The organism is Robinsoniella sp. (assembly GCF_034124845.1).
In genome coordinates this window covers 8,005-23,885 of the sequence record NZ_JAWYAJ010000144.1, presented here as the reverse complement: position 1 = coordinate 23,885, position 15,881 = coordinate 8,005, and the positions used below count along the sequence as shown (strand labels likewise).

The 15,881-nt window shown below is 40.7% G+C and carries 12 protein-coding genes and 1 pseudogene; 5 read left to right on the top strand and 8 right to left on the bottom strand.

The genetic code is table 11. The features are described from left to right. Window positions 1–170, top strand: a pseudogene (locus tag ACH2DQ_RS06905) (Uma2 family endonuclease); the annotation flags it as partial. Between the two features lie 147 nt (window positions 171–317). On the opposite strand, the gene ACH2DQ_RS06900 reads toward ACH2DQ_RS06905, so the two are convergent. The 6 genes from ACH2DQ_RS06900 to ACH2DQ_RS06875 form a co-directional block, all read right to left on the bottom strand. Continuing rightward, the gene (locus ACH2DQ_RS06900; RefSeq protein ID WP_394913030.1) at window positions 318–614 is read right to left on the bottom strand and encodes a hypothetical protein; all 297 of its coding nucleotides are present in this window, start codon (window positions 612–614) and stop codon (window positions 318–320) included. 1,030 nt (window positions 615–1,644) lie between these two features. Then, the gene (locus ACH2DQ_RS06895; protein ID WP_394913029.1) at window positions 1,645–2,538 is read right to left on the bottom strand and encodes a sigma-70 family RNA polymerase sigma factor; all 894 of its coding nucleotides are present in this window, start codon (window positions 2,536–2,538) and stop codon (window positions 1,645–1,647) included. 994 nt (window positions 2,539–3,532) lie between these two features. Next, window positions 3,533–3,763, bottom strand: a complete 231-nt coding sequence (locus tag ACH2DQ_RS06890; protein ID WP_394913028.1) for a hypothetical protein — start codon at window positions 3,761–3,763, stop codon at window positions 3,533–3,535. Between the two features lie 8 nt (window positions 3,764–3,771). Then, window positions 3,772–5,067 carry a replicative DNA helicase gene (locus ACH2DQ_RS06885; protein ID WP_394913027.1) on the bottom strand — a complete coding sequence of 432 codons (1,296 nt, stop codon included), beginning with the start codon at window positions 5,065–5,067 and terminating at the stop codon, window positions 3,772–3,774. Continuing rightward, the gene (locus ACH2DQ_RS06880; protein WP_394913026.1) at window positions 5,067–5,831 is read right to left on the bottom strand and encodes a phage replisome organizer N-terminal domain-containing protein; all 765 of its coding nucleotides are present in this window, start codon (window positions 5,829–5,831) and stop codon (window positions 5,067–5,069) included. The genes ACH2DQ_RS06885 and ACH2DQ_RS06880 overlap by 1 nt, the downstream gene beginning before the upstream one ends. A 212-nt stretch (window positions 5,832–6,043) precedes the next feature. Beyond that, the gene (locus ACH2DQ_RS06875) at window positions 6,044–6,247 is read right to left on the bottom strand and encodes a DUF6462 family protein (protein ID WP_377147421.1); all 204 of its coding nucleotides are present in this window, start codon (window positions 6,245–6,247) and stop codon (window positions 6,044–6,046) included. Window positions 6,248–6,405: 158 nt separating this feature from the next. Between ACH2DQ_RS06875 and ACH2DQ_RS06870 the strand changes: the two genes are divergently transcribed. Then, window positions 6,406–7,194, top strand: a complete 789-nt coding sequence (locus ACH2DQ_RS06870) for a helix-turn-helix domain-containing protein (RefSeq protein WP_394913025.1) — start codon at window positions 6,406–6,408, stop codon at window positions 7,192–7,194. A 557-nt stretch (window positions 7,195–7,751) separates the two neighbouring features. Here the strand turns inward: ACH2DQ_RS06870 and ACH2DQ_RS06865 are convergent. Then, entirely contained in the window at window positions 7,752–10,130 is a 2,379-nt protein-coding gene (locus ACH2DQ_RS06865) for an extracellular solute-binding protein (RefSeq protein WP_394913024.1), read from the bottom strand. 338 nt (window positions 10,131–10,468) lie between these two features. Here ACH2DQ_RS06865 and ACH2DQ_RS06860 point away from each other — a divergent pair, with 338 nt between their 5' ends. From ACH2DQ_RS06860 to ACH2DQ_RS06850, 3 genes are all read left to right on the top strand, one after another. Next, a complete protein-coding gene (locus ACH2DQ_RS06860) occupies window positions 10,469–11,140 on the top strand; it encodes a response regulator transcription factor (protein WP_395026093.1) in 672 nt (223 codons plus the stop codon). Beyond that, on the top strand, window positions 11,141–12,430 hold the full coding sequence (locus ACH2DQ_RS06855) for a sensor histidine kinase (RefSeq protein WP_394913022.1): 1,290 nt from the start codon (window positions 11,141–11,143) through the stop codon (window positions 12,428–12,430). It abuts the gene before it with no gap. 120 nt (window positions 12,431–12,550) lie between these two features. Beyond that, window positions 12,551–13,294 (top strand): peptidylprolyl isomerase, encoded by a 744-nt coding sequence (locus tag ACH2DQ_RS06850; protein WP_394913021.1) that lies wholly within the window; start codon window positions 12,551–12,553, stop codon window positions 13,292–13,294. A 79-nt stretch (window positions 13,295–13,373) separates the two neighbouring features. Here ACH2DQ_RS06850 and ACH2DQ_RS06845 read toward each other — a convergent pair. Further along, window positions 13,374–15,881 (bottom strand): fibronectin type III domain-containing protein (locus ACH2DQ_RS06845; RefSeq protein WP_395026090.1); only part of this gene is annotated, 2,508 nt, incomplete at its 5' end.

Below are 15,881 nucleotides of genomic sequence, written 5' to 3'. Positions count from 1 at the left end.
AATACCGTTCTGCCGGTGTTCGTGAATACTGGATCGTTGACCCTGACAAAAATATGATTCTGGTTTACAATTTTGGATCTGAAGACACCGGGGATTACACTTTTTCGGATACAATTAAAGCCGGGATATATAATGATCTCTACATTGACTTTTCTGACATGAATATCTGATACCGTGCCGCCCCTGATCGCATAGACTGTGGGCGGTATTCTTACGTCCTGTAGCGTCCAAATAGACGCTTTACCCTCTCATGCATATATTTCTACCCCTGACATCCTTATTTTCTAAAATCAAACTAGCCAATTGAATTAAAACAGCTATAAACGATTTCTTGAGAACCTTTCAGCAACTGCCCGGCGCTGTTCTTCCGTAAAGGTGCGATTAATCCGTTTTGATCTGAATGATATCAATGCTGCCGGGCAGGAATATGTTTTTCCAACCACATCCCCGTTATTTGATTTGGACAGCCCCTCTAATTTCCATTCTGTGTCTTCAGCTTTAACTAGCTTGTCTAATTTTGTCATCATAGTTGTATCAGAGGTATAAATCTGTGCCCGGTCATCCATGCGACTTAAATTTATACATGTCTCTTGCTCTTCTAAAATCAATCCCATATTTCAATCTCCTTTCTTCCCCAAATCTGGGGAAACTACCTGACTGATTGTCAGTAAGCCTATTACTAACCATACAGGGGGTGCCGGTAAGTTACCGGGAGGGGCTACAGTAAAATCACCTGTGTGTAAATCTTACCTGATCACTCGGTCAAGCCTGCCCCAACATTATCAGGATACCAGGGGGGGCTTAAAAAGTTTTCCTTAACTGCCCCCGCCCCCATGCATAGTCATCTGTGCCGAAAATTCTAAATATAAATTAAAAGTTGGCATACCTCTGCTGCATATTGAAACACTCAACAGCAGCAGGACTTGTTATTTCCCGCCTTTATATGCTCCATAACATATCTATAACACCTGTTTAACCCTCATTTAACACCGGGTTTTCAGTACGGGGTATCAATCTGTGATCCCGAAAACACTGACTTTATCTCTGATCTATTCGTATATTTCCAGGAATAATAGATTTTCTCTCCTTACGTAAACCTTCCCGGTCACCGTTCCCTTAGAGTTTTTGTATTTTTCAGCATGGGGGCAGCTAAGTAGACTACCCCTCACGCATATGTGCTCCGATCAAATTTGTCTAGCCCTTCTCCGGTCAGCTGTTTCCCATATAAAACGCAACTTTTTTCAGACCGGGGGCATTTCTCCTTATAGGACGAAGGAAATAGCATATTACTGTTTTTAAGGTGTCTTGAATGTCTTGATCTTTCCTTTTTATGGACTCAAATAATAACAACTATGCTCTAAAGCCCTGGCTCTTCCAGGTCTGCTTAATATTCAGCATACCCTAGATACTAACTATTACTAACTTTTATTTGTATTATCGGATGTATAATTCAAAACATTAGCATTCATTAGAATTAAAATTTGTGAGTCCCAAAAAAGGGGCAAGGAAGATATTTCAAAATATAGTATTTTGTAAACTGCAAATAGCTTTTATTAGATCATTCACAGATTACATCTAAATGACATCAATATATTTGGAATATTGACTCTTCCCAACATACCACATCTGTTATTTGCTAAGACATTAACATTTCTTAACATCCATGTTATTATCTATTAATTTCAGTGCCGCATATTCCGTTGTGCTTGTCCAGGTACGGTTAAATGTTTCGACTCCACCGCATTTAAAAGCCTGACAGGTGATATACTCATCTATAAAGGGTCTCAAACGTCTTGAATTCTTTGGCTTCCTTAATGCCCTTAACGCTTTTACTTCCTGCTGCCGGATCGCTTCTCTAGTGACTCCCCGCTCTTTTGCTACTGCATCCATTGTCATATTGGCTTTATACCTATTCTTTATAACAAAGGCCTGGTATTCTTCCAGTGAATCAACTATGCTCCATATGGCTGTTTTAAGCTGTTCAGCTTCGACTTCATCCAAGACCTTACTTTCAATGTCTTCACTGCCGGCTATCGTATCACCCAGAGCTATGTCATTATCTTCACCGCCCACAGTACAGTCCAGGCTTCGTAATTCAGCCGCCCTGGCATCTTTTTTAAGTTGTTCTAACTGTTCTATACCTAATCCCATAAAATGGCTGATTTCAGCGTCTACTGGCTTTCTTCCGTAACATTTCAGGAACCATGACAGGAACTGCTTATACTTCTGAATCCTCTGATATGCATAGGATGGAATACGTACTGAACTGCCGCAATTCTCCACATACCGGACCATAGATTGTCTGATCCAATGACTGGCATATGACAGGAACTTGACACCTGTATCCTGCTCCCAGTGTTCTACCGCTTCATTGAGTCCCAGGTATCCCTCTTGCAGCAGGTCTTCTATGTCCGTGTAACCTTGGTATCGCTTTGCTGTCTTATAAATAAATGCCCGGTTCTGCTCCCATAGTGCTGCCATATTGTCAGCAACATCCATGCCGGCCTGAATCCGGATTACAATTTCTTCGTTGGTCATGTTTGTTTTCTCCCTTCTGAGGTTATCGTCACTAGTGACGAAATCTAAAGGTATATCTAACTTAGAAACCCCTTTTCGCTCGGCTCATATGTGAGCGCAGTACAAATTGCGTTCGCCTTACGTTCGGTTAGATTATGGATAGTGCAACCACCGTACCAGGAGGTACACTTGTTAAATGCCATTCAACACGATTGTTGATTGCTCAAAAATGAGCAAAACCTCATTTGCTGTCCGGTATGTGGTACTCAATAAATGAGTAGTCCTCTTGTTCTGTCCGGTTTATGGACACCATCTGATGTGATACGTACTTTATGCGTACTATATGGATCCTAAATACTTTATTCCTAATTTGGAAAGAATTCTATCAATAAGGAGGCCCGTACTAAGGGCACCCTTTATGCTTTCAGACATATTTGTCCAAAAGCTTAATTTGAACCCGCTCATTTATAAGCATGTTATAATCTCATTCATTTCAGAACCCGTACTTTCAGGTACATGTTGCATTCTTTGTGTTTGTATTTCAAATAAATCTATTACTTTTCGTCGTTTTGTGTGAAGATGCAACCTTTACCGCACATAACGATGTACGGTTATGTACGGTTAATCATGCCTGTCACTAATTATTTTCCCAAACCAAAACAAGTATATATACTGCTATAAATAAATATAACTTTGCAATGACAATACATAACATGTACTAAGTAATACTAACCTCATTACCATTGCCGCCCTCAAATCTAAGTAAAGACTCAAGCAATGTTGTGACATCAGGAAATTTTATCATTTATTCCTCTGGCATTATATATGTATTCTCTTAGTTCTGACAAACTGGAATAATTCTGATAATACTTCTTTTGCTCTTTTTTCAGTAGGGTATGATGCCAGACTATCCTTTATCCTCCCATAGCTTTCAATTACCACAATTCATTACTTTTAATAATCCGGATCTCTCTCCCTGCATCAACAACCGCATTTCTACCCTGTGTTAAAATTTTCATACTCCTTCCCTTTCCTTGAATTTCCTGTCTAATTCATCCATATACGCCAATACAAGCCCCTTTGCGTATTCGCTTTTATACTTTTCGTAGAACATTGTTCCCGCCAATGTCACACTTTCCCAATAATCATCATTATCTTCTATATTCCAAAATTGTTGAATTAACTTCCAATAATCTTGAAACATTTCAAATTCTTCACTGCCCTTTAATAATTTGCCTGCTGCCATATTTACTCCTAATCAAACGGTGTAGAAATCTTTACTGGTTTAAATCCATCCATTACCTGCTTTATAGTTTCTTCACTTTCTATAAATCTCATTTCATTTCCATTGAAGTTAAATACAACTGTTCCCAGTTCTCCCTGGCGGTTCTTATCAACTTTCAATGCCTTTTTCTCCCGGTTATCGTTGTCCAGATTCCACATAAGCATAATTATACTTGCGTCCTGTTCTATGTCCCCGGCTTCTCTAAGTTCACTCATGCTAGGTTCCTTTGTATCCTTCATTTCACTAATCCGGTTTAACTGTGATAATGCTATCACCGGAATATTTAATTCCATTGCTAATGATTTGATAGCTTTAGATATCGCCCCTACTTCACTCGCTCTATTCTGATACCGAATATCAGATTTTAACAATTGCAAATAATCAATGACTATGCAATCTAATTCCATATGTCTGCATTCATTTCTAATCTCACCTACGGACTTTGTACCGCTACTGATCATTATATTAAGTTCAGAAAGAACCTTATTTGCTGAATTGAAACGGTCTTTTTCATCACCAAGAAAGTCCTTGGCTCTTCTGATCCGTGTTACTCCAATACCACTCTCATTACTTAGGAATCTCTCATAAATCTGCTTATCTGCCATTTCCAGATTATAAAAACCTATTTTTTTCTTTTGCTTGGCCATGCTTATAACTATCTGAGAAACAAAAGCCGATTTACCCACCGCCGGTCTTGCCCCCAGGATGATCACGTCACCACCTTCAAGACCGCCTGTGATATCATCCAATTTATTGAATCCGGTCAGTAATTTAGAATCTCCATTCTCTTTGAAATATTGATCGCAGTTCTGTTCTACTATATCCTTCAATATGTTTGCATTAGATTTTTTAGATTCCATCAATGCTTCCAGTTTATTGATAAGCATCCCCATTTGACTATCAATGTTATCTGGCAGGGGCTTTATCTGACTTATGATCTGTTTTAATCTTAAGGATTTATAGTCTTTGATCATAACATCAGCATAATTACGAATATGCTGAGTAGTAATTGCTGTATCCATACATCCCTTTAGTTCATTTATAACCATCTCCCTTGTATATGTACTTGATTCAAGTGACTGTGATAGGTTTACAACGCTTAATTGCTTACCAACATCATACGCTTTGACTACCTCTGTATAGACGTTTCTAAGCATGGTATCAGTAAACATCTCTGGCCTTAGATCATTGTATATAAGTTGCATACAGTTCATATCAATCAATAATGCCCCTATTACAGATCGTTCAGCAAAATTATCATTCATTACTCATCCTCCTGCACATAATCAAGTAATTGCTTTCCCATCAAAGTATCAAAGTTTTTATAATACTCCAATTCTGTTCCTGCATCCTCCTGCTGCTTAACATAATTAAATACAGCCAGGTATACCGCTTTATTTGTCAATTTCTTCCTTTTGCCATTTACAGATCTTCCCTTCAACCAAATACAATAATTATCAAATGCTTTAGTTCGTCCTCTCTTCTTTGGATAAATAGCATATATTTTATCAAAATCTGACTCTCGTTCGTCCTCTGGCGAACATATATTTTCTATCTCTTTCTCTATCTCTATCTCTGGTGGAGATAAGTCCAGAGATATGTCTGGACATTTGTCCGCACTTTGTCCATCCCCTATCTTTTCAGTTAATTTCTCCTGTTCAATCCGTTCCCTGTATTCTCGTTTGCGGTCTGCTTCTGTGCTACTCCTGCCGATAAAATTCTGAATATCCATCATGTAGATAGCACCGGTATCCAACACTTCAATCAATCCCAATTCCTTAAAGATATCAAGTGCTTTTTCCAATGTTCCAACCTGATGCCTGGTAACACTTGCCAACATTTGAGAATTATATGGAATCGTGCCATTTAACATCAATCTGCCGCCATCCTTAAGGCTTTTCAGATACAATTTCATTAAAATATTGCTGTACAAATACCCATCTTTCATACTATCCAATAAAATCATGCTATCACTTTCAAAGAAGTTCTCTTTCAATTTCAGATAATAATACTTTTGACTATCCGACACTCTCTAATACCTGTCCCCCTGCCAAGCTGCTATAGATACGCTTCCAATATTGAGTAGAACAATGTGTGTTTCCTAAAAACTTATCAGTGTTCACTACATCCAGGCAAAATATTTGATTTCTCGGCATAGGGTCTCCTTTCTCTGGTAGCAGGCATTTCCCCTATATATCTATCCCTGACACCAAGCATAATATAAAAACATACGTACATAAATTATTCAACTCCTGTCAGCTCATTAAGATACTGATCTATTTTGGCCCTATCCCATAAGACCCTTTTCCCTACTTTAATCTTTGCCCCTATTTCTTCGCCTAATTTCATGGCATTATTACGTCCTAAATTTGTGTATGCCCTCAACTCTTCGGTATCCATCAATCTACTTTCACCTGAAACTACGTTTACCGCTCTTTGTCTCATAATATCAATCCTTTCTGCTTATCATTGTTTAAATAACTCTTGAAAACTTCATCATTATCTGTTACACTTTTATCATATCAATAAACAATTGTTACGTCAACATAATTGTTACATAAATTATGTTAATGTAACAATAATATACATCGAGAGGTGACTATATGAAAAATGTAACTGATTTGTTTTCTCAAAGATTAAAAGCGCTAAGGGGCAAAAAAAGTCAGCAGGAAGTTGCTGACGGTTTAAAGATATCTCGTGTATCGTTGGGTTATTATGAAAACGGTGAAAGAAAACCCGATATTGGAATCCTTAACAAGATAGCGGACTATTATGAGGTTTCTACAGATTTTTTATTAGGAAGAACATCTGTTAAAGAATTGGATTTAGAATTGCAAAAAATGGTGGAAATTATTGGCTTAAACGTAGAATCAATTAAAATATTAGCTGAATTACATCATGATTCAATTAAACTACCCGAAGACGAATTAGACTCCACCCCTAAACGTTCAAGAATTGCCATTGAATCATTAAATTCGCTTATCAACGATAGGGGCGCATTGTCTGTTTTAGCTTTATATTTATATTCAAACGTCTCTCATTTTTATGATGATCTTTCTTACTCCGACGAAAAAATGTTCTCTCCTATTTACGAAATAGGGCTATGGGACGAAACGTTAGGCATAGATTTTGCAGTCAGTGATGAACTAATGTCCAATTTATTAATGCTGCGATTACAAGATTGCTTATCTGCACTTAGGAAACAATGCATTAGTAATATTCCTGATGATATAAAAAGAAAAAATAGAGAAATTCAAAGGCCACAAGATATAACGGAACTTTTTGAAAAAATAGCCTCTCGATGCAAAGATAAAAAAAATGAACTTACAGAAATGGATAAAGCATGGAATAAAATGAATCATGAAAATAATTCGCAAGTTGATGAACAATAATGGCCTATATCATTTAATAAGTATGGATATATAAAAGCGTCTTAAGCAAGTAACACCAACCTCACATGCCCTAAACTTTACACAGATTTCATTATCCAATAAAACAATTGGTGACTAATATATCAAAAATCCCCTACAGATATCTTCTAATGTATAAGTCTACAAGGGGATTATGTATGTTTTTGCTGCCAAAACAAGATATTACACAGGGTATGTTTACACTCAACTTTCACTCAACTTTGAGTAATAAAAGATAATGCACTATAAATAATACAGTGGTGAATGCCCCATACTTCTGCGAACTATGAGGTCTGATAAAACAAGATAAATAATGCTCGGCACATTACACATATAGATAAATTTTTTCATAATAGCCTCGGTGTACCAGACACCGGGGCACTCCTCATTTTATGGGGGAAATAAAGGGTTTGCAGGCTTTCGGGGCTTGCTTTTTTTATTGCTTTAAAAGCCTGTTGATTGAAGGTTTCAATCTGTCCATCTGTAATAACTTACTTCCAATATTTTCAATTTATGATTTTATCAACAATACTCCTCTGTTACTCAGCCAGATAGATACTGATCTTTTTCATTACATTTTTTACCGCCTCTTCTACTGTTTCCTGGGAACCCAGACACTTTTTCCCTTCTTCCATCACGGTCCTGTTAATCATATCATCCAGCAGAGCCGCCGTATTTAATCCTGCGATTTTCTGCTTAAATTGATCTGCGTCGCTTTTTGACGGCCATATCCGTTCCAGATGAAAAGCGCCTTCTCCCCTATCGTCTACCAGATCATAACTGTCCCTGAAGTCCGCCGGCTTTTCCATATTACTGTCAAATACCTTTTTATTAACCGGATATCCGGATACTTGGACGGACTGAATATCTGACTGGAGCATCATTGTCATAAAACGTTTTGCCAGCTCTGCGTCTTCACTTTTGGAACTGATTGCCAGTGGATCTATCGGAATATAGACATCTCCGGGCACCGTTTTATATTCTGCGTCTCCCAGTTTGCTGACCATGGACAATATCCAGCATAAATCTTCTGCATTCGCCGCATTGGAAATACCGATGCGGGTATTTTCAAATCCCATGATACCCAACTGGTAAGTGCTGGTGGTCATGAAACTTGCCACATCCAGAGCTTCCCCTTCCGGCTGGTCTTCTCCCTGCAATTCTCCTTGTATTACACCTGTTTCCGGCTGTCCCGCTGCTCCCAGCTGGGCATCCTGGATCTTTTTCAGGGAAGTATAAAACCCTGTCAGACTGGTTTCATCCAGCGTCCCGTCCTCTGCAATCCAGAATGGCGCTGCATTTACCAGAAATAATCTGATTAAGACATCCGCCGGCATACTTCCGATGACACTCTTTGCGTCCGGGTTCTCCGTTCTCATTTGTTGCGCCACCCCTGCCAGGGATTCTAAATCCTGATACCGGGATACCAGTTCTGTTTTACCCGTTGCCACTGGAACAGAAAACCGCATGGGTACTGCCAGAATTTGATCTTCATTTTTATAAGAAGCAGCTATGTTTTCAAAAATGCCGTCTGTATCTGCAACTTCCGCTATCACATCACTGATATCCATTAATAATCCTTTTTCCATATAGGAATCTGCCGGCATTCCGTTTAAAAGCAGTATATCCGGTCCCTGACCCGACATAATATTGGTATTCAGAGTTTTTACGGCATCGGTTACGGTTACGGCATCTTCCCCGGTAAGCCCTATTTCAAAATTCACAAATACATCCGGATTGTTTTTCTGGAATATCGTAACCGCCTGGCGGATAAGGATATTATCATACAAGGAATAGATGGTAAGTTCCTTTTCCGGTACTGCCGGCACATTTGGATCATATTGGTAGCGAACCATGGATAAATCATATCCAACATTGTAATTTAATATAAATGCGTCCTCTTCCAGAACCGTTCCACCTGCCAGAGAAGCCGCTGGATTATACATTTTTCCCAATGCCCCGTTAAATATTTTTTCTACTACGGAACTGCCAAGGGTATATTTATAGACGCCGGTATTATCCCCAATATAAATATTTTTATTGGCAGGGTCTGTCATAAATATGGGCATGTTTATTTGATTCGCCATCTTTTCCTTACCGGCAAAAAACTCATATAACACCTGGTTCTTCTCTTCCAGTTTATGTGATGCAAGATCATACGTATCCACGTTTACACCTTCCGTTTCCCACTTGTCATTGAACCTGCTGTAAGCCACAAAAAGCTTGCCGTCTATAGGAATCAGCGTGGGATACGACATACTATTATCGTTGGAAGCCATATGATAAGTATATGCGACTTCTCCAGAACCACAGTTAATCTGATATATATTTCCTGCCTGATCACCGCATATTAATTCCCCTTCTTCAGTAAACTCAGCTGATGTAATTTCATTATTTTCTCCGGATAGAGACAGCTTTACTTTCTTTACCGTTCCGCCCTTATCCATATATTTATAAATTTTACCCTCACCCCTGTTCATCCTGTAAAATATACTGCCGTCATACCCGGCTGCCATGGGCACAATTCCCCCAAGCTCCTCTGCAAACGATAATAAGTTCCCTGATGCAGCGTCCCCATCCCCGGGGGCCTGCATATCTTCCGTCAGCTCCTGGGGCTGTTTCTCCCAGGCAGTCCACGTATCACCGCCATCCCGGGAATGGAAAATTCCCTTTGGAGTAAATGCCCGGAGTGTTTTGTCCGAAAGTGCCTTGACTAATGTGCCTATTTCTGCTTCCGGTAAACTCAGATCCTGTTCTACATATCTTCCCAGGGATTGGTTACCTGTTGTCTCCAGGCTTGTGTTTACCGGCTGTCCGCCCCCTTTTTCCGGTGTATTTTTCTGTTGGTTACATCCACTCAGAACAGTTAATATCATCATTAACAAAACCGCAATAACGATTCTTTTTTGTCTATTCATTGTATATCCTTTCCGGGTGCGTATCTGATATTCATTTTCTCTATTTACACGCTCCACTTCGCAGGAGATTTGCCCAGGCATACTTAAATATACTTTTTTCTTACCTGCAAAACCATTATAACACAGACCTTTTTTCACTGCCTCTAAAAACCCTTTATCTTATCTCTAATTAATCTCTAATTTCCGTTAAACCGACAAAATGAATCATTCATATGTTATAATGGTCAAAAGATTATCTGATAATTGTGTTTGATTATTGTTTTACAGACGTACTTTACAGTTTATGGAAGAATATCCCGGATAAAGGGATTGAGTGATATATAAAGGAGCCTAACAACATGCGAATTTTGATTATTGACGATGATGTTAAACTATGCCAGTCACTATCTTACAAGTTAAAGAAAGATGGGTTTTCTGTTGATTTTTGCCATAACGGGGAAGATGGGCTCTATTTGGCTTATCAGAACGCCCATGACCTGATACTTTTAGACCGGATGCTGCCATCCATGAGCGGCACCACACTTCTTTCCAGGTTAAGAGAATCCGGCAGCACGACACCGGTTATATTGGTGACTGCGCTTGGGGAAATCCACGACCGGGTTCAGGGACTAGATACAGGTGCTGATGATTACATTGTAAAACCTATTGCTTACGAAGAACTCATGGCAAGAATCCGCTGCATCAGCCGGCGCCCCAGAAAAATAGAAATCATCCAGAATATTACCTGTAGCGATGTGACTTTTCACCCTCTTGAAAAAGTATTGTACAGAGATAACCAGTCCTGCTCCCTTTCCAAAAGAGAAGGGGAGCTGATGGAAGTATTTTTAAAAAATCCCAACCGGGTTCTGACCCGCATGCTCCTGCTGGTAAAGGTGTGGGGACCGGATGCAGAAATAGAGGATGGCAACCTGGATAATTATATTCATTTTTTAAGGAGACGCCTGCGTAACGTAAACAGCTGTCTAACCATTAAAACGATCCGGGGGATCGGATATCGTCTGGAGGCCTGAATGTTTCATAAAATATACTTAAAAATGACTCTTTTTCACACGTTTGTCACAAGCGCAATCCTGATTGTAATGTCCCTTGCCGGACTGCTTGTGTTTGAAAGTCTATTAACGAAAAACGAATTCTCTGTCTTTGATAAAAATCAAAACGCTATCCTCACCTACCTGGACGGACAAAATATCATTGACCATGAGAAACTCATGCGCCTGGCTGACAACCGCTATTATTCCATTGCACTTTTTGAAAAAGGAACGCTGCTGTTCCAAAACCAAATGGGGGCGGACTCAGGGCAGAAGGAACTGATTGACACCGCATACCAGACTGCAAAAAATGTTTATAAGTTCGATATTGCAAATCCTCCGATATCCAGGAGAATGATAAAATACCTGGACTTTGGCATCACCTTTCTAAACAAAAAATATTATGTATCCGTGGCTTCCCTGCCTAATTCAACCGGTATATTATGCGCTGTCATTTTGTTTGACCGTTCCCAGCTGTTCACACAAATCTTTCAGCTGCGCCTGACATTTCTCTGTATAGACATTACTGCTATACTATTACTGTTCCTCTTTGCCAGAAAATTTACCAGGAAGATGCTTTTCCCAATTGAAGAAAGCCGGAAACGGCAGGTGCAGTTTGTGGCCGCTGCTTCCCATGAGCTTCGTTCTCCCCTTTCAGTTATGCTCGCCAGCATCACCGCTTTAAAAGCAGCCGATAAAGAGGACATGCCTGTTTTCTATGAAGCAATCGAAAATGAGGGCAGCCGTATGAAACGTCTGATTGATGACATGCTGACGCTGGCAAATGCCGATAACCAGTCCTGGTCAGTCCGCTTTGAAGATACACAGCTGGATACTCTGTTACTGGATGTGTATGAGAAATTTAGTCCCTTAGCAAGGAACCGTGGCATGACTTTGCAAATCAGCCTGCCGGATGATTCCCTTCCCCAATGCTGCTGTGACAGTCAGCGAATTGAACAGGTGCTTTCTATTCTTCTGAATAATGCAATGAGCTATTCGTCAGCGGGCTGTTCTATAACTCTGGGTATCTGTCTTATCGGCGGAAAGCTGAAGCTTTGGGTTGCCGATCAGGGTTATGGCATTCCGGATGATCTGAAGCAAAAGATTTTTCTGCGCTTTTTCCGGGCTGACCAAGCTCGTAAAGACAGGGAACATTTTGGTCTCGGTCTTTGTATCGCCAGCGAAATTATCCGTCTTCATCAGGGAAAAATCTGGGTTGAAGACAACCCTGGCGGCGGCTCAGTATTTTACTTTACACTTGTGCCTGCATGATGGAACACCTGGATATTCCGCATTGCCGAACGAATCCTTGTTGTTTTCTATTTACTTTATATAGTTTTATGTAATATAATATTACCGTACAACCAATTAGAGAAAGGACAAGTTTATATTATGAAAAAACCATTTATTATGCTGGGCGCTCTTTTACTCGCTGCCGCCGTTTTCACAGGATGCGGGCAAAAGGATTCTGCATCCGAGACGCAAAGCAGCACTACGGCACAGACAGAAACAGTGAAGTCCAGTGAAACAGAAACAACTAAAGCAGCCAGCGAATCCGAAACAAATGCTTCCGAATCTGCCGCAGCTGACACAAACGTTACCACCGAGGCTGATGCTTCTGCCGATTCAACCTTACTTTCCGGTAAGCATCACGTAGAAATCACGGTGAAGGACTACGGTACCATCAAGGTAGAATTAGATGCAGACAATGCTCCTATTTCCGTAACAAATTTTGTGAATCTGGCTAAAAGCGGGTTCTATGACAATCTTACTTTCCACCGCATTATCAGCGGATTTATGATCCAGGGCGGTGACCCGGAAGGAACCGGCATGGGTGGTTCTGATGAGACGATCAAAGGCGAATTTTCCAATAACGGCGTTGAAAATCCACTGAAGCATACCAGAGGCGCAATATCTATGGCACGCTCCCAGGATATGGACAGTGCCAGTTCCCAGTTTTTCATCGTTCACGAAGACAGTGATTTTTTAGACGGTGATTATGCGGTATTCGGTTATGTAACTGAGGGAATGGAAATTGTAGATAAGATCTGTGAAGATACAAAGGTTCAGGATAGTAACGGAACGGTAAATCCGGAAGACCAGCCTACCATTGAAAGCATTAAGGTAGTTGATTAATCTGTCTTCTTATTATAATGAAAATACAATAAGCGGCGCTCAGGGGATCATCTTTTTCCCTGCACGCCGCTTTTGCATTTTATATTATTCTTTTATACTTCTTTACGTTGGAAAAACTGCCGTAAATCACCTTATTTTTATTCTTAACATAAGCTCTGACTTTAAAGTAGTATGTTTTTCCTTTTTTTAATCCTCCTTTTACTGCAGTTGTCTTTGAACTGGTACCTGCTTTTTTATAAGCGTGGCTTCCCTCCTTCATCCAGATTTCATAGCCGCCTGCTTTTACTTTTCCATAGTTTAACTTTACTTTTGTGGTACGGTACCTGCTGACTGACTTTAATTTCACTTTTTCAGGTTTCGCTGCCGTATATATCTGCTGGGAATATTTACCCTGTCCGAATTTATTGACTGCGGCTACTTTTATTGTGTATCTGGTTCCGGATGCCAGTTTCTTTATTTGATAGGATGTCTTTGTGGTTTTTCCAGCCAGACGCCATTTCCCGCTTTTATAGATATACACCTTGTAAGATTTGGCATTATGCAGTTTCTTCCAGGAAACTGTAAGAGACGCCGTCCCTGCTTTTACCTTTACCCCTGCTACCTGTTCGGGCTTTTTTAGAACCGGATCAGGGTTTGGACCGGGTGACGGATCAGGCTTGGGGTTAGGTGACGGATCAGGCTTGGGGTTAGGTGAAGGGTCCGGCTTGGGATTAGGTGCAGGGTCCGGGTTGGGCTTGGGATCAGGATCCGGGTCCGGATCGGGCGGATTTACCGGACCTTTTAACTCCAGTTGATCCTTTGCTTTTTGTAACTGTCCGATGCAGTCGCTGATTTCCCCATCCATTGCGTTTTCGTCCTGATATACTTTCTCTGCTGCCTCTAAAGATACCAAAAAAGCAACTGTGTCTTTATAAATGTCAGTATTTAGTTTTTTACATTCATCCAGCAATGCGGACAGCTTTTCTTTGGATCCCTGCGTATAGCCGCTATACTGCACTGCATTCATTAATGATGACCATGCCCTGTCTATTTCTGTCTGGGATGCATCCTGGCGTTCTGATATGGAAACTGCCTGTTCATAAGATGTACTAAGCTGTCCTTTCACAACCGGGATTATCCGATCCTTTTCCAGTTGTTCTGTATAGGAAATTACTTTTGCAAGATTTTCTCTGCTGATGTCCTCTGTCGGTACTTCCCCGGGTACCGGTCCCGAAAGTCCGATCCAATCCTTATGTACTTTTTTTCTTAATTTAAGCATAGCATTCAGAAGGTACTTCTGCTCTTCATTTACAGCACTCTGGGATACGTTATCCGCTGCCAGAAGCTGGTTAGCCCGAACTAAGGATACCCCCATCTGGTCTTTGTAACTGCCGTCTTCAAAACTGTTCATATCGTACTGGTTTGCAAGATCAGCCAGTGCCCGGAGATCTCCTGTCCTTAATTTAGATGGAATCTCTTTACCTTTGGTATAGGTCAGCCTGTCTATGTCAATTACCGGGGTCTCACACTCTATTTTGATCCTGTGTGAGCCCAGCTTAAGATCGTTGATTTCATACAGTTTGATGTTAATTCCGGGTGTTCCCATACAGGAAACGGTCTCCACATATGTTCCATCTATATATATACGGGCAGTGCCAAAGTTAACGTCATGCTGTCCATACCAGGCAGCACCTGTACCGTAAAACTCTAATTCTACAGAAGCTTCTGCTTCCTTTGTATAGCAGGCGCCGCCTCCATGGTACCCTTCATTTTCCTCTGTGACCCAACTTCCCGAATATTCCAGTTCAGGAGCACTCTCTTCCACCGTTACAGTACCCGCCGGATCCGGTACAGGCCCAGGGCCCTCAGTATCCGGTTCACTGATTTCCACTGCTTTTACTAATAAATAATTGCTGAACGGGTAAGAAAATACGGCATTACTGGTGGTTACGTTTGTGGCAACTACAACATTATTTACATAATCTACGATGCGGTACAGCTTCCCATCTTCCAGACCTTTTAATTCAATATCCGGGTTGCCATCCGGGCGGTACCGGTTGCCATCTTTATAGAATGCATAGTACATGACTCCATCTTTATCCACCGTATATGTTTCATAAGGATCATATCCATAGCTGTATAAATCCCCGATAAATGTGCCTTTATACAATTCGTTTTCCTGTGCAATTTTAAGCCATTTGGCATACTCCTCTTCCTCCCATCCTGACAGATCGCGTTTTTCAATTAGAATGGCGCCCGTTCCCACGGTAGACGGATACCAGACTTCGTTATGGTCGGTGGTAACCGGGAAATAATCGCCGCACAGTGCTTTATATGCCTTGACCCTTCTCCTGGTCTGGTCTACAGAGGTCGGATCGGCTGTGGGAACCTGCGTTACATAGGGAAGCGAATAGAAATCCTGAGGTGTTCCACAGTTGCAGAGAAGATGAAAAGCATCCGGGTTATTTGCTGTCATCGCCTCATAAACTGCCAGGTAGAACTGTGCCTGCTGCTCTGTGGATTCTTCCGGGCGGGCGTGGCGGTGTTCCTGGCTGTAACACTTTGGCAGGCTCCAGACGTAATCACTTTTAAATCCGTCAAATCCCCA